Origin of the sequence: Achromobacter sp. GbtcB20 (assembly GCF_019091095.1) — a bacterium.
Classification (GTDB): Bacteria; Pseudomonadota; Gammaproteobacteria; order Burkholderiales; family Burkholderiaceae_B; genus Achromobacter; species Achromobacter mucicolens.
The window spans coordinates 34,208-50,216 of record NZ_JAGXJZ010000005.1; the positions used below are offsets into that span (position 1 = coordinate 34,208).

Here is a 16,009-nt window from a genome sequence, read left to right on the forward strand (position 1 = left end):
CGAGAACAATCCGTGACCGATACTGCCGCCAACCGCCTCGCCCGCCTAGAGGCCAACCGCTCGCTGCTGACCCAGACCCTGCGGGGCATCGAGAAAGAAGGCCTGCGCGTGGACGAACAGGGCATCCTGGCCCGCACGCCGCACCCCGCCGGGCTGGGCTCGGCGCTGACCAACGAACACGTCACCACCGATTATTCCGAATCGCTGCTCGAACTCATCACGGGCACGCACCAGGACGTGGACGCGTTGCTGGCCGAGCTTGCCGATACGCACCGCCATGTCTACGGCGTGCTGGACCACGAGCTGATCTGGAACCAGTCCATGCCGGCCACGCTGCCGCCGGAGCCTGACATCCCCATCGCCTGGTACGGCACGTCCAACACCGGCATGCTCAAGCACGTGTACCGCCGCGGTCTTGCCGAACGCTACGGCAAGACGATGCAGTGCATCGCCGGCGTGCACTACAACTTCTCGCTGCCCGAAGACCTGTGGTCCGTGCTGGACACGCAGCCCGGCTCCGCGCAGGACCGCCGCTCGCGCGGCTACATTGGCCTGATCCGCAACTTCACGCGCTACTCGTGGCTGCTGATGTACCTGTTCGGCTCGGCCCCGGCGCTGGCCAGCGATTTCCTGCAAGGCCAGGACCATCAGCTGGAAAAGCTGGGCGACCACACGCTGTACCTGCCCTACGCCACCAGCCTGCGCATGAGCGACCTGGGTTACCAGAACAAGGCGCAGTCGCAGCTCAAGCTCTGCTACAACGACCTGGACACCTTCCTTGGCCGCCTGTACGGCGCCGTGACGCAGCCCTGGCCCGAATACCAGAAGATCGGCACGCATCGCAACGGTGAATGGATCCAGCTCAACACCAACGTGCTGCAGATCGAAAACGAGTACTACTCCAGCATCCGTCCCAAGCGCGCCACCGGCCGCTGCGAGCGCCCCATCACCGCGCTGGCCGAGCGCGGCGTGCAGTACGTCGAAGTGCGCTGCCTGGACATCGACCCGTATTCGCCGGTGGGCATCGACGCGGCCACTGCGCGCTTCGTCGACGCCTTTCTCCTGTTCTGCACCGCCTCGGACAGCCCCTTCTTCCCGGCCAATGGCTACTGTCAGCGCAGCGCCGACAACTTCTCGGTGGTCGTCAAGGAAGGCCGCAAGCCCGGCCTCATGCTGGACCGCGAAGGCCAGTCGATCGGCCTTGCGCAATGGGGCCACGAACTGCTCGACCAGATCGCGCCGTACGCCGCGTTGTACGACAGCGCGCTGGGCGGCACCGCCTACGCCGACGCGCTGGCCGCCCAACGCGCCAAGCTCGACCAGCCGGACGCGACGCCGTCCGCGCGCCTGCTGGCCGACCTGAAGGACAGCGGTCTTTCGTTCCACGATTACTCGCTGGCGCTGAGCCGCAAGCAGGCCGATGCCCTGCGCGCCGAACCGCTGCCGGCCGACGTGGCCGCGGCCTACGAGCAAGCCGCGGCGCAGTCCACCGCCGAACAGCTACGGCTGGAGCAGTCGGACACTGAAGATTTCGACACCTACGTCGCGCGCTATCACGCCGCGCTGAAAGCGCCGCGCAAATAAGGCGTATCGTTAGGGCTCGGGTTGCGCCGCGCGCCATACGGCGGCCGGCGCCAGCCTTACCAGTCACATCAGGAGGTTTTCTTCATGCGCCGCACCGCAACATTCCTGCTGGCCCTGGCGGCCAGTGTGGCGGGCATTGCCCACGCCGCGCCGCCCCCCATGCAGACCGTGGAATCCGTAGACCTGAAACGCTACGTCGGGATGTGGTACGAAATCGCCAACTTCCCCATGTTCTTCCAGCGCAATTGCGTGGGAGACACCACGGCGGAATACACCGCGCATCCGGACGGCACGATCGGCGTGAACAACCGCTGCCGCACCAAGGACGGGGATATCGATTCGGCCTCGGGCACGGCCACCGTCGTTGAAGGCAGCAACAACGCCAAGCTCGAAGTCACGTTCTTCAAGCCGTTCAAGGGCGACTACTGGGTGATCGGCCTGGATCCGGAGTACCGCTGGGCGGTCGTCGGCACGCCCGACCGCAAGTACCTGTGGATCCTGTCGCGCTCGCCGCAACTGCCCAAGGAAGAACTGGACAAGGCGTTGGCTGCCGCCACGGCGCAAGGCTACCAGCTCGACGAGCTGCGCTACACGCCGCAGAAGTAAAGACCCTGGAAGTAAAGGACCGCGGAAGTCTGCGGTCCGCTCAGCCCGCGTAGTCGCGGGCCAGCCTGACCACCGTCACGCCGGGCTTCAACTGCCGCAGCGACGGCATGATGAGCGTGCAGTTGTCGTAAGGCGTGACAATCGGCTGCTCGTCGGCCCAGCCGATGGACGATCCGGCCTTCTCGAACGTCTCCAGTCCCGACCAGGGGCCCGCAAAACGCACGTTCATGGACGGCGCCACCACGGCGTCCGTCACCTCCAGCACGCGCTGGTGCGCAGGGTCCGGCAGCAGCCAGCCTTCGGGCAGGTCGGACCGATCCGCCACGCCCGACTCCACCAGCATCCGCGCCACCATGTCGCGCGCCACCTCGCGCGAAGACAGGTCGCCATGAAAGCCGCATTCGATCAGCAGCGCGCAGGCGTCTTCCCGGGCCGGATCGCCGAAATGCTCGAAGTCGCGCATGCGCACGCCGTCCTTGTGGCCGGCATCCACGATGACGTGCTGCGGCGCCTTCAGGCGGCGGGCCAGCGCGACATTGCGCGGCAACACGCCCGTCAACAGCAGCGGCGCGCCCGGCTCGTGCATCGAATGCAGATCCAGCAGCCAGTCGGCGCGCCGCACCCACGGACGCAACGCCGCGCCGCGCTGGCGGTCGGGCGTGGTGGGATTGTCCAGGCGTTCGGCGCTCCAGACGCGGTTCATGTCTTCCTGCACGAATCGGGAGGCATCGTGATTCGCCGCGTCGAAGCGGTCGAACGCATCCAGATTGCAGAAGGCCAGCGTCAGGCTGCCGCGGCGCGGCCGCAGGCCCGACGCCAGCAGGTCCTTCAGCGCCCAGGCGCCGCACAGCTCGTTGCCATGCACCAGCGCGCTCACCATGAGCGCCCGTCCCGGAACGCCCGAATCAAAGTGCCACACGCCGGGCGTGTCGGTATTGCCTGCGCGCTCGGCGGCGATGTCGGGAACGGGAAGCTTGAATTGCATGGTGATATCCGTGTGCTGCGAGGGTCTTTCGATGTCGGGATGTGCCGTGCGGCCTTATTGCGCCTCGATCTTGGCGGCCTTGACCAGCGCGGCGTACTTCTTGGTCTCTTCCGCCTGGAAGGCCACCGGATCCACGCCCGGCTTGGCGACTTCGCCGCCCGCGTCCTGCATCTTGGCGCGGAAGGTGTCGGACTTCAGCGATTCATCCAGCGCAGCGCGCAGCTTGGTCACCACGGGCTCGGGCAGACCCGCCGGGCCGTACAGCGCGAACCACAGGTTGATGTCGACGGACTCGAAACCCTTGGTGGCGGCCAGCGGCGCGATCTCGGGCGCGGCGGGCGAACGCTTGTTCTCGGTCAGGCCCAGCGCGACGATGTTGCCGCTGCGGACCTGCGGCAGACCCGAGGACAGCACCAGCATGCCGAAATCCAGCTGGCCGCTCATCAGGTCCGTGACCAGCGGCGACACGCCGCGGTAAGGCACGTGTTCGGCGCGGGTGCCGGTGGCCTGGTTGATCATCTCGCCCGCCAGGTGCAGCGTCGTGCCCACGCCCGAAGACCCGTAGTTGAACGTGCCGGGCGCGGCGCCCTTGAGCTTTTCCAGGTACTCGGCGGCGGTCTTCACGCCGGAGTTCTTGCTGGCGGCCAGCAGCATCGGCTGCGAGGCCACGATGCCCAGCGCCGTGAAGTCCTTGGCGCTGTCGTACTTGACCGCGGTGTTGATCATGCGGGCGATCACCATTTCGTTGGTGGAGCCCAAAAAGATGGTGTAGCCGTCCGGCGCGGCACGGGCCACGCGCTGCGCGCCGATGGTGCCGCCGGCGCCGCCGACGTTCTCGACCACGACCGTCTGGCCCAGGCGCTTGCCCAGTTCTTCGCCCAGCAGGCGCGCGGTCAGGTCCAGGCTGCCGCCTGCGGGATAACCGACGATCAGCGAAATGCTGCGGGCCGGATAGTCGGCCGCGCTGGCAACGGGTGCCACGGCAAGGGCCGAAGCGGCGCACAACGAGACTAGCGCTGCGCGCAACGGATGCAAGATGGACTTCATGAATTTCTCCCTGGGGTGCTGTGGATGGACGGCGGAGCCGCCTCTTTTGAGTTTCGGGGGCTATTTTCAAGCGCGGCTCAGGGGCATACCGTGCCAAAGCGGCACATCGTTGTGCTAATCCGGTTTGATGTCTGGCAATCAGGCCTTGCGGCTGGCCGTCGCTTCCCAGGCAGCTTCGGCCAGGTCGGTCAGCCGGGCACGCGGGCGGTACAGGCGGACCTCGAAGGCGATCTCGTCGCTACGTCCGCCCAGCTCGGCCAATGCGCCGCGGCGGCAATCCGCCGCCACCATGGACCAGGGCAGCCACGCCACGCCCACGCCCTTGGCGACCGCGCCATGCGCCGCGTCCAGCGAATCGCTGCGCACGAAGGGCGTCAGCGCGTACGGCGTGGCCTCCAGCCGGTCTCCCACGATGCGCTCCATCGCCAGCCCGCCGGTATAGGTGATCAGCGGCACGGGCGCGCCGCCCACCTGCAACTGATAGCGTGGCCGGCCGCGGGCGTCCATCTGGCTGACCGGCACCAGCTTGTCGGTCGCCAGCGTCATGTAGCGGTAGCGCGAGGGGCTGAGCGGCACGGACAGCGCCGGGTGCTCGTAGCAGCACAAGAGGTCCACCTTGCCCTGCTCCAGCCGGACCACCAGGTCCTGCGCCTTGCCGGTGGACAGCTCCACCTGCGTGCCGTCGGTCAGCACCCGGGGCGCGCGGTGCCGCAGCCGCGCAATCCAGTCGGCCACCAGCGTGCGCGCCAGGCTGCGCCCCGTGGCGATCCGCAGCACGGCCTCGCCCCCCGCGCCGGAACTGCGGATGCGATGGCGGACCAGCCCCATCTGCTCGACCACCTGCGTGGCGGTTTTCAGCAGCGCCTCGCCTTCGGGCGTCAGCGTCACCGGCAGGCGCTGGCGCTCCACCAGCGGGGTGCCTGCCCACGCTTCCAGGGCGCGGATGCGCCGGCCGAAGGCGGGATGCGTGACGTGGCGCAGTTCCGCGGCGCGCACGAAGCTGCCGGTCTGCGCCAGCGCGATCAGGTCTTCCAGGAGTTTCAGGTCTGCCATGGACGACAAGCTTACGGCATCACGACGCTAGGCCGCGGCTTGGCCCTCGGGCAGGGCAAGGATGCGCTCGATGACCTGCGCCGTCTCGCGGTAGTGCGTGGCCAGCAGCGCGGCCGCGCGGCCGGCATCGCGCGCGACCGCAGCATCGAGCAGCGCGCGGTGCTCGTCGTCGACGTCGCGTTCATGGCCGTACGCCACGGCCTGGGCGCGCGCCGGCCGGCGATAGCGTTCCGTCTGCGCGTATAGCTGCGCGGACAGGTCCAGCAGCCAGGGCGAGCGGCAGGCGCCGATGAGCGCCTGATGAAACTCCTGGTGCCGGGCCTCCAGCGCGTCCTCGCGATCCGGGTCCAGGCCGGGCGCGGCGTCCGCCCGGCGGGCCGCCAGCGCCAGCGCATGAAACGCCCCCACCAGCCGCGCCTCCCAGGCGTCGTCGGCGTTGGCCAGCGACCGCCGCAGCGCATCGCAATCGATCAGGATGCGGGCTTCGCAAGCATCGCGCATTTCTTCCACGGACAGCGGCGCGATCCGAAAGCCGCGCGACGTGGTGGTAAGCACCATGCGTTCGCTGCGCAACCGGTTCAGCGCCTCGCGGATCGGCGAAAAGCTGCCGCCGTAGCGCTGGCGCAGCAGTTCCAGCCGCAGCGACTGGCCCGGCGCAAACGCGCCGCGCATGATGTCGCGGCGCAACTGCCGGTAGATGTGTTCGGACAGCGTGATGTCTTCGACCCCGGCGCCGCCGTCAGCGGCCGCATCCTCGCGCGGGGCCTTGATTCTGGGTTTCAAGCGTTGTGCTCCTAGACGGCCACCACCGGATGGCGCAGCGTGCCGATGCCTTCCACGCAGGCCACGACCACGTCGCCCGGCCACAGAAATTCCTGCGGCTTGCGCCCGGCCCCCACGCCCTCCGGCGTGCCGGTGGCGATGATGTCGCCCGGTTCCAGCGTGATGCCGGCGCTGATATCGGAAATCAAAAACGGCACCTTGAACAGCATGTGGCGCGTGTTCGAGCCCTGCTTCTTTTCGCCATTGACCGTCAGCCACAGGTCCAGCACCTGCGGATCGGGGATTTCGTCGGCGGTCACGATGCATGGGCCGAACGGCGCGTACGTGTCCTGTCCCTTGGAATAGATCCACTGCCCTGCCCGGCGGCAATCGCGCGCGCTCATGTCCAGCATCACGCTATAGCCAAACACGTAAGACAGCGCGTCGGCCTCGGCCACGCGCGACGCGCGCCGCCCGATGATGACGGCCAGTTCCACTTCCCAATCCAGTTGCTGCGTGATCCTGGCGTTGTGCTCGATGGCATCGCCCGGCCCGATCACCGTGGTGGGCGGCTTGGAAAAGATCACCGGCTGCTTGGGCAGGTCGGCCGACGTGTCCAGCGTGCGGCTGGATTCGGCCACGTGCTCCACATAGTTCAGCCCGATGCCAAAGATGTTCTTGCGCGGACGCGGGATGGGCGCCAGCAGCTTCACGTTCTCCTGCGGCAGGGCCGTGCCCACCGGCCAGTTGCCGCGAAACGTGTCCAACAGGCGCGTCGCCTGCGCGACCGCCACCGGCCCCAGGTCGATGAACTCCAGCATGTCGCCGGGCAGGTCCACCCCGCCTTCCTGGCCCAGCAGGAACAGGTCGATCACATAGCCGTCCACCAGCGCACCCAGGCGGGCGGCGGCGGTGGGATGAGCGCGAAAGGTCACGAGGCGCATCGGGAACTCCAGAAGGTCAAAGGGGGGTGGAACCGGCCGGCGCGGCGCGGCGTCATGCATTCAGAAACTAGATCAGCTGTTGATGGCCGCCGTTGTCCTCTACCGCTTCCTCGCGGTACAGCGCAAGGGCGCGCATGACGGGCAGGTCGTTAAAACAGAAGAGGCACGCGTCATCGTTGGACGACAGGTTCGCGTGTTCGTGAATGGCCCAGGACGGCACGCAGAAGATGTCGCGCTCGGTCCAGTCGTAACGCTTGCCGTCGATCACGGAAAACCCGCTGCCCTTGGCCACCTGATAAATAAAGCTGCCGGTGTGCCGGTGCGCCTGGGTGTGTTCGCCCGGGCGCAGCAACTGCATGCTGGCGCCGATGGTAGGCATGACCGCGCCGCCCGTTGCCGGATTCACGTATTCCAGCAGGATGCCATCGTACGGACTGCCCGGCGCGGTGCGCGCATAACGGCGCAGGGCCTCATACGTAGGCTCCCATTCGTACTTGAAGAGCGGGGAATAGGGCTTGGTCCACCCGGACACCTGCGGCCGCAGCGCCACGCCGCCCCACGCGCCGCTGGTGTCGTCCACCGGGTGCGTGATGGTCTGGTTAAGGTCGGGATGCACGGCATAGAACCCGGCTTCCAGCGCATTGACCAGCGGAATGTCCAGGCCGTCCTGCCAGATGCAGGTCGTGCCGTCCTCGGCCACGCCATGCTCGTGCCACGTGCCGTTGGGCGTCAGCACGAAATCGTTCGCGCCCAGCGTCATCTTGTGGCCGTCCACCACCGTGTACGCGCCTTGCCCTTCCATGATGAAGCGCAGCGCCGAATGCGTGTGCGCGTGCGCACTGGCCAGCTCGCCCGGCTTCATCACCTGCAATCCGGAATACAGCCAGCCCACCGCCGCGGCAACGTCCTGCCGGCCGGGGTTGTTCAGGTAGATCACGCGCCGGCCAGCCTCTTCGGGGGACACCAGCTCGGCGGAGCGCAACACATGACCGCGCAGGTCCCGGTACCGCCAGACCACGGGCACCGACGCCGACCGCGGCGCCCACGGCTCGATCTTGTTCGCCACCGTCCACAACGCGCCCGTCTCAAGCCGCGCCAGTTCCTGGTAGTAGGCCACCCGCTCCGGCGAGTCGGCCACATTGGCGCGGCCCGCGGTGTCCTCGCGGTAAGCGTCGTAGCGGTTCGCTTCCATGTCGTGCCCCTGGTTTTATAAAACGCCGAGGATTTTCGAAAATACTAAGCGCGCCACGAAGGGCGGGCAATGGGCAAGCGCTAGGGGTTTTCCTGCAATGCCGGAAAGGCTGGCAACGCCACGCCGCGAAAATATCTGGACGACCTGCGCAAAAATACTGTACAAAAACACAGTGCGACGTGATACATTTCGCTCGCCCGAAAAACTGTCGTCCAGGGGAGAATTCCTGTGTCAGAAGCTGCTCATCTCGTTCAGTACATCGTCGTTCCCTATCGCGCCGCCGCCAATGGCGTCGCCCCCGGGGAAATCCGTCCGGCCAGCAGCGAATTCGGAGCCATCCGCATCGCGAATTCCATGGCTTCCAAATTTGCAGGCGTTGCCGCCTACGAAGTGATGATCGACAAGGAAACCGGCGACATGGAATCGCCGCGCATCCTGATGCAGATCGGCACCGTGCCTTCACTGGACGACTAGCCAACGCAAATCGCCCGCCCCGCATGCATGCGGGGCGGACGATTCATACGCAAGCTCTGCGCCGCGATCGCTAGAACAGGTACTTGATCCCCACCGAGCCACCCACCGCGCGCAACCCCGACGCGCCGCCCAAACCCTGCTCGGCGTTCAGCTGCACATTGACGAACGTGTTCTTGCCCGCCCGCCGGTCGTAACCCGCCGACAGGCCCACGCGCGATCCGTCCAGCGTGTTCTCAAAGGCAATGTCGCCTTGCGTCAGCGTCTGGTATTCGCTGGACGACTCCCCCAGCGTATGCCGGTAGCTCAGCATCAGCCAGCCGTGGTTCCGCGTGTCGTCCTGCTCGCCCCAGACTTTTGACAGCTTCAGGCTCACGCGTGAATGCAGCGCATGCGACTTCGGCAGCGTCACCCGGCCCAGATCGTCGTCGCTGTCGCGCAGCGCCAGGTGTTGAACCATCACTTGCGCTTGCGGTTCGAGTCGAAGTCCATCGGACGCATCGCCAATGTCGAACGCCTTGCCAGCTTCGGCCGACAGCGCCGCGCCCCAGCCCGACGTGCGCATTGACATGCCGTCCGCGCCGCGCGATTGGGTCTTTACCCCATACCGGCTGATCTGCGTGACGAAATCGGCATACCCGCCCTTGCCGTCCAACATCGTGTAGTACGCGCCCAGGCCGTACATGGTCTGATCGCTGCGCCCGGCGTCGATTATTGAACGCGTGGATGCCTGATAGTGGTCTACCTGCGCGCGGGACACCATGGCCGTGCCAAACATGCCCATGCTGTTGCGACGGATACCCTTGTTGGTCACGAACAGGTCCGTGCCGACCTGCAAACCGCCCAGCGTCGTGCGGCTTCCCACTTGAGACTGCAGGATGCCGCGCGAAGCGCCGTCGCGGTTCTCCCAGGCACCCAGCGTTCTGGCCCAGGCATACGGGTACACCTTGCGGGCCAGCGTTTCTGTCGCGCCCATGCGCTCGTTGAAGGTGCCCACCGCCAGCTCGGACTGCCGCAAGGCCTGGCCGCCCAACTGGGAGTAGATCGAGACCTCGGGGCGGACTTCGCTGATCAAGTACCAATTGTTGGAAAGGTCCGGCGAGCCATCCAGCGCGCCGTGCGTCAGCACATAGCGGAACGCGCCGCCCCGCGGGGCCTGGCCGGGTGTTTGCTGGAACGCGTTGTCCGTGCTGGCGCCCGCCTTGACCACCAGAAAGCCATTGCCGCTGAAGGGATCGCCAAAATCCCCGTCGGTATTCAGCGTCAGGTAGGTCAACCCCGTCGCCCCCGCGTTCAAGGTCAGGTAATCCACGGTGCCAGCCATGGTCGGAATCATGTGCAACTGCACTTCACCGCCGCCGCCCACCAGATTGTTGGCGGTGAACGTACGGCCGATTTCATCGTTGGTCCATGCTGCGGGCGGGGCGAAGGCGACGCTGCCGGCAAGCCGAAGTTCGTTGACGGTGCTGAGATTGTTTGCTTGCGCGGCGTTCGGTGCGGGGTTGGAAGCATCCGTCAGGATGTTCCATTTGCTGGCCGCGTCGATGGAGAGATTCGGTCCATCCACCCAACCGTGAAGTGTGCCGCCGTTGGCCAAGCCCAGGTCGGCACTGCCCGCCCCAACGACCCGGGCAACAGCGTGATCTGGCTGACCCAAGGACGTGCCATCGATGACCAGCGTGCCGTTGTCCACCCGCGTGAAGCCGGTGTACGTAAGCGACCCGGTAAGCGTGGTCGTTCCCGAACCGGCCTGCAGCAGATCGCCCGTGCCAGATATGGCGTGGGACAGGATGACTGCGTCGGCGCGGTCGATGGCCAGAAGGGCGTTGTTCTCGACCTGGCCCGCCCCCAACGAGCCGACGGCCTGGCCCGAGCCCAGCTGCAGCACACCGTCGTCAATCCGCGTTGCGCCGGCGAAGGCATTGTCGCTGTCGATGATCCACGTACCCCCACCGGTCTTGGTCAGCGAGCCCGATCCGGTGATCGCGCCCTGCATCACGGACACCGTGCCGTCCACGGTGCGAATGGCGCCATCTCCCGCAAACTGCATGTCGCGCTGCGACAGGACATTGGCATCCAGTTGCAGCCCGCCGCCATCAACCGTGAGGGCAACGGAGGCGTCGCCCAGGCTAGCGTCGTCGGCGATCGCGAGCCACCCGCCCGACAGGGTCCAGGGCATGATGGCCTGACTGGGCGTGCCCGTCAGCGTCCAGGTTCCCGCCGACGTTTTTTCGAAGGCATTGAAGCCCAGGTACTGGGCCTGCGGGCCGCTTCCAATCAGGCTGACATCGAAGGCCAGCGCCGCGCCGCCATCCAGCCTGAACGTGTTCTTGCCGCCCGACTCCGTGGCGTCGACCAGGCCGATGATTTCACTGCCGTTTTGCAGGACCAGCGTGGAATCATGGGCGGTCGCCGCATACTTGATGGCGATGTTCTGGTTCGCCGGTCCCTGCGAGATCGTGCCCGAATTGATGATCACGGAGTTGGCGCCGGTGACGTGGACACCGTGACCGCTGTTGCCGCCGGCACCGCCCGGGGGGCCGCCGGAGAATGAGGTGCCCGCCCCGCCGGCGCCGCCCGATCCGCCAGCCGCCCCGCCGCCTCCGCCGCCCCCGGCCCAAATTGCTATGTTCGCTATGCCACCACCGACGCCGGCCTCACCGCCAGCGATACCGCCTGATCCGCCTACACCCGGAATTGGGCTGGATAATCCATCGCCCTGCGACCCGCCGTTGGTGTAGGTGCCGCCGCCACCACCACCACCACCTGCATAATTCGACTGGCCGCCACCCGGCATACCATCTTCTCCCCCATTGCCGCCATTGCCGCCGTAGCCCGTTCCATCGATCCCGCCGGGGTTGATATCCGCCGCGCCGCCGCCGCCGCCCCCACCGCCGCCACCAGTGCCCCCCGCGCCGTCACCACCGCGGCCGCCGTCGCTGACAATGCTCTGACTGAAACTACCGCCGCCCCCGCCTCCACCGCCCCCCCCCTTGCCGCCGCTAATAGAGTAGCCGTCGTTATGCAAAACCACGCCATCTCCCGAGATGACAATGCCGTGCCCGCCATTTCCGCCCGCGCCACCTGCGCCGCCCACATAGCCCCCCTGCCCGCCTCCGCCCCCCCCGCCCCCGCCACCGCCGGGCGCGCCTTCAATGTCGTCATAGGTCGTGTAAGAAGTGGTGAGATCCAAGGCGGCATAACCATCCCCGCCATCGCCGCCGTTCCCGCCATTGGCAGCCCCGCCCACGCCGCCCACCCCCGCCTCGCCGACGATCAAGGCACGCGCCGCGGGATGCGGGGACATGCCGAGAGAGATCAGAGACAGGCCAAAACAAAGCTTCAGCGCCATACCGCGCGCCTTGTCGATTCGGTTCGAGATCGAATCCGCATGTTGCAACGCCAAGCAAGAATCCGTGTGCATCGTTGGTTCATCCTGGGTGTGGATTCACGCGCGGCTTCACGAATTCGATTGCACCGGGAGCACAGGGGACGCTCCAGGCAGAATCGTGATCTTGATCTCGCAAGACCGTGGAACACCGGGGCTGCCGGTTGCGCGTTTGAGTAATCCGGTTAATCACATCGAGCGACGGCTTCGAGCTAAAAAGCGTTAAAGCCCGTCTCGTCGGTGTGTCTGATTCTCTTTATGCGTCCCGGCTTTACCCAGAGTAGGATTACTCGGAATGCGCGACAGTCTTCATAAGAATCAGTTGCCGTGGAAAATCAAACGATCGCTATGGCGCATGTTCCAAGACCGTGCCAGCGATCCCGCGGGTCTCTTCATCCAAGGTTGCTAGAACAGATACTTCACCCCCACCGAACCGGCCACCGCCCGCAATCCTGACGAGCTGCCCAAGCCCTGTTCGGCCTGCACCTGCACATTGACGAAGGTGTTCCTGCCCGCGCGCCGGTCATAGCCCGCCGCCAGGCCGACGCGCGATCCATCCAGATCGTTGTCGAATGCGATATCGCCCTGCGTCGCGGAGGGATACGAACTGGAGGAGCTTCCCAGCGTGTGGCGGTAGCTCAGCATCAGCCAGCCGTGGCTTTGCGTCTGGGCTTGCTCGCCCCAGACTTTCGATAGCTTCAGACTCACACGCGAATGCAGCGCGTTCAATCCCGGCAGGGCAACTCGGCCCACGCTGTCTTCAGCGTCACGCAATTTGACGTGCTGGACCATCACCTGGGCTTGCGGCTCAACGCGCAGACCGCGGCCGTCGCGAATATCGAAGGCCTTTCCGGCTTCGGCCGACAGCGCGGCGCCCCATCCGGATGTCTGCAGGGACGTGCCATGCGCACCGCGCGATTGCGTCTTCACGCCATATCGGCTGACCTGTCCGACGAAATCGGCGTAACCGCCCTTGCCGTCCATCAACGTGTAGTAAGCGCCCAGGCCATACAGGGTTTGATCGCTGCGGCCGGCATCCACCGTCGATCGCGTGGATGCCTGATAGTGCGACACGTCGTTACGGGAAGCCATTGCCGTTCCAAACACGCCCACGCTCCGGCGGCCGATACCTTTGCTGGCCACGAACAAGTCCGTTCCCACCTGCAGTCCGCCCAACCGCGAATCCACGGCGACATTCGCTTGCCGGATCCCTTGAGGCGCGCCATCCCGGCGTTCCAGGACGCCCAGCGACCGCGCCCAGACATAGGGGTAGACCGTTCGCGCCAGCGTTTCGGTCGCTCCCATCCGTTCGTTGAACGACCCCACCGCCACCTCGGACTGCCGCAAGGCCTGATTGCCCAACTGCGAGTAGATGGACACCTCGGGACGGATATCGCTGAACAGATACCAGTTGTTGGCCAGATCCGCTGCGCCGTTTCTCGCGCCTTGCACCAGCCCGTAGTTGAATGCGCCCGCCTGCGTGGGTTGTCCGGGGGTTTGTAGAAACGCGTGGTCGGTGCTGGCGCCGGCCTTGACCACCAGCAACCCGTCTCCGGCCAACGGATCTCCGAAGCCGCCCGGCGTGATGAGCTTCAGATAGGTCAACCCCGTGGCGCCCTGGGTGAGCGTCAGGTGATCCGCGGCGCCGGTCGGGTTCACGTGCAGCTGCACTTCGCCACCGGCGCCCACCAGGTTGTTGGCGGTGAAGGTGCGGCCGGCCTGATTGTTCGCCGCTTCGGAGGGCGGCGAAAAGGCGATGCTGCCAGCAAGCTGAAGTGCGTTGACGCTGCTGAGGTTGATGCCCTGCGCAGCGGTAGCGGCATCGGCCAGGACGTTCCATCGGCTCGTCGCATCGATGATGAGGTTCGGTCCGTCCATCTGGCCGTCAAGCCTGGCGCCGTTCGCAAGGCTCAATGTCGCATTGCTGGCGCCAGCGACGCTGGCGGCCGCGTGATCGGCCTGGCCCAGGGCCGTGCCATGGATGACCAGCATGCCCTCGTCGACACGCGTAACGCCGGTATGGGTGAGCGGCCCCGCCTGCGTAATGTTGCCCGATCCGCTATCGCTGCCCAGGATGATCCATGTGCCGGAACCTGTCTTGGTGAGGCTGCCCGCGCCGCTGATCGTTCCCTGCATCACGGACACCGTGCCGGCGGCCGTGTGGACCGCGCCATCACCGCGCAACTGAAAATCGCGCTGCGACGACATGCTGGCGTTCAGTTGCAACCCGCCGCCGTCAAAGACAAGGCCGCCAGCCACATCCCCCAGCGCGGCGTCGTCCGTGATCGCAAGCCATCCCCCGAGAAGCGTCCAGGGCGTAAGCGCCAGTGAGGGCGACCCCGTCAGCGCCCATATGCCGTCAGACGTCTTCTCGAATGCGTTGAAGCCCAGATACTGACCCTGCGCGCCGTCGCCAATCTTGCCAACGTCAAAAGCCAGCGCGGCCCCGCCATCGAGGACCAGCGTGTTCCTGCCGGCCGATTCGGTGGCGTCGACGAGGCCTTGAATCACGCTGCCCTCCCGGAGCATCAAGGTCGCGTTGCTGGCGGTCCCCGCATACTTGATGGCGGTGTCCTGGTTGACGGGCCCCGCCATGATGGCGCCCGAGTTGATGATGACGGAATCGGCTCCCGTGACGTAGACGGCATGATTGCTGCTGCCGGCACCACCACCGCCGTTCAAATCGAGACGCGTGTACTGTCCGCCGTCGCCCCCCGCGCCGCCTGGCGCGCCTCCGCCCCCTCCGCCGGGCGCAAAACCTTCGTACGGCTGGGCATCATCTCCGTTCACGCCAGACGCCCCGCCAGCAGTACCGCCCGTTCCGCCCACCCCTTCACTCAGCACTGGCCACACGTCCTGGCCTGCACTCCCGCCGTTGATGGATGAGCCGCCGCCGCCGCCACCGCCGCCCGCCCAGGAGACACCGAGGGGACCACCGCCCCCCACGAGGCCATCTTCTCCGCCGTGGCCGCCGTCTCCTCCGAAGCCCGTCCGGATATACGCCCCGCCTCCCCCGCCCCCGCCGGCGGCGCCGCCTGCGCCCGTCGAGCCGTCGCCACCGCGACCACCATCTGCTTCCACAGAGAAATGGAAGGTGGAGCCGCCTCCTCCGCCGCCGCCACCGCCCTTGCCGCCGCGGATCGACCAGCCGTCGTTGTGCAATACCACCGCGTCGCCTGAGATGACGATGCCGGCCCCGCCGTTCCCCCCGGCGCCGCCAGCGCCGCCCATGGAATGGCCGTGCCCGCCGCCACCGCCGCCGCCGCCGCCGCCGCCGGCCCCGCCCTCCACGTCGCCGGCCGTGGTGTACGAGGTCGTAAGGTCCAAGGCGGCATGGCCATCTCCACCGTCGCCGCCGCGCCCCCCATTGGATGCGCCTCCCTGGCCGCCAGCCCCCGACGCGCCAACGATCCCGCCAGCGGCAACGGCAGGGTGCGGCACATCGACGGAGAGCAGCAGCAGGCCAACGCAAAGCTTGATCGTGTTTGTTCGGGTTTTGAGAAACGGCGTTGAATTGGCACGTCGCAGCGCCGCGCGGGAATCCACGTTCATCGATCAGATCATCCTGGGGGGTCGGATTCACGCGCAGGGACTTTTCGTTCCGCCTGGAATGCAACTGACGCTGCCCGGGCAGTTGACCGCTTGCGCGTGAATATCCGTTTGTTCACGTTGAACGACGGCGCTGGGCCACAGATCGCTGGAGCCCGACTTCGTCGGAGTGATCGATTGTCTTCAGACAGTCCGCATTTACCGAGAGCACTATTACTCCGATGGCGTGACCGCTTTTTCAACCATCAACGGACGCATCGAAATCCGACAGATCGCCATTGCGTTCGAATCGTTGCCGTGCCAGCCATCCGGACAGGAGACCATCGACCGAGCAGGGGTCATACGGGTGCTGGACGTAGTGCAAATTTGCGCCGTGTCGGCGCAATAATGCGCTCACGCGTTTTCATTGCGCAGTTACGCTGGAGCCT

11 protein-coding genes are annotated in these 16,009 nt (G+C 66.4%); 3 read left to right on the forward strand and 8 right to left on the reverse strand.

What is annotated here, in order from left to right; genetic code table 11:
* Positions 1 to 12 precede the first annotated feature (12 nt).
* Entirely contained in the window at positions 13 to 1,584 is a 1,572-nt protein-coding gene (gshA, locus tag KVT32_RS09250) for a glutamate--cysteine ligase (protein WP_152383261.1), read from the forward strand.
* An 84-nt stretch (positions 1,585 to 1,668) separates the two neighbouring features.
* On the forward strand, positions 1,669 to 2,190 hold the full coding sequence (locus tag KVT32_RS09255) for a lipocalin family protein (protein WP_056327573.1): 522 nt from the start codon (positions 1,669 to 1,671) through the stop codon (positions 2,188 to 2,190).
* A gap of 40 nt (positions 2,191 to 2,230) precedes the next feature.
* Here KVT32_RS09255 and KVT32_RS09260 read toward each other — a convergent pair whose 3' ends face one another.
* The 6 genes from KVT32_RS09260 to KVT32_RS09285 form a co-directional block, all read right to left on the reverse strand.
* Complete coding sequence (locus tag KVT32_RS09260; protein WP_217618077.1) at positions 2,231 to 3,175, reverse strand: succinylglutamate desuccinylase/aspartoacylase family protein; 945 nt, start codon at positions 3,173 to 3,175, stop codon at positions 2,231 to 2,233.
* Positions 3,176 to 3,229: 54 nt separating this feature from the next.
* Entirely contained in the window at positions 3,230 to 4,222 is a 993-nt protein-coding gene (locus tag KVT32_RS09265; protein WP_056327575.1) for a tripartite tricarboxylate transporter substrate binding protein, read from the reverse strand.
* 138 nt (positions 4,223 to 4,360) lie between these two features.
* The gene (locus tag KVT32_RS09270; RefSeq protein WP_152383259.1) at positions 4,361 to 5,275 is read right to left on the reverse strand and encodes a LysR family transcriptional regulator; all 915 of its coding nucleotides are present in this window, start codon (positions 5,273 to 5,275) and stop codon (positions 4,361 to 4,363) included.
* Positions 5,276 to 5,302: 27 nt separating this feature from the next.
* Positions 5,303 to 6,058, reverse strand: coding sequence for an FCD domain-containing protein (locus KVT32_RS09275; protein WP_152383258.1), 756 nt, complete (start codon positions 6,056 to 6,058; stop codon positions 5,303 to 5,305).
* Between the two features lie 11 nt (positions 6,059 to 6,069).
* Positions 6,070 to 6,981 carry a fumarylacetoacetate hydrolase family protein gene (locus tag KVT32_RS09280; protein WP_108006446.1) on the reverse strand — a complete coding sequence of 304 codons (912 nt, stop codon included), beginning with the start codon at positions 6,979 to 6,981 and terminating at the stop codon, positions 6,070 to 6,072.
* A 67-nt stretch (positions 6,982 to 7,048) separates the two neighbouring features.
* Positions 7,049 to 8,173, reverse strand: a complete 1,125-nt coding sequence (locus KVT32_RS09285) for a cupin domain-containing protein (protein WP_056327579.1) — start codon at positions 8,171 to 8,173, stop codon at positions 7,049 to 7,051.
* A gap of 228 nt (positions 8,174 to 8,401) precedes the next feature.
* Here KVT32_RS09285 and KVT32_RS09290 point away from each other — a divergent pair, with 228 nt between their 5' ends.
* Entirely contained in the window at positions 8,402 to 8,647 is a 246-nt protein-coding gene (locus KVT32_RS09290; protein WP_056327580.1) for a hypothetical protein, read from the forward strand.
* A gap of 70 nt (positions 8,648 to 8,717) precedes the next feature.
* On the opposite strand, the gene KVT32_RS32605 is transcribed toward KVT32_RS09290, so the two are convergent.
* Entirely contained in the window at positions 8,718 to 11,903 is a 3,186-nt protein-coding gene (locus KVT32_RS32605; protein WP_217618078.1) for an autotransporter outer membrane beta-barrel domain-containing protein, read from the reverse strand.
* Positions 11,904 to 12,437: 534 nt separating this feature from the next.
* Positions 12,438 to 15,359, reverse strand: coding sequence for an autotransporter outer membrane beta-barrel domain-containing protein (locus KVT32_RS32540; protein WP_217618079.1), 2,922 nt, complete (start codon positions 15,357 to 15,359; stop codon positions 12,438 to 12,440).
* Positions 15,360 to 16,009 lie beyond the last annotated feature (650 nt).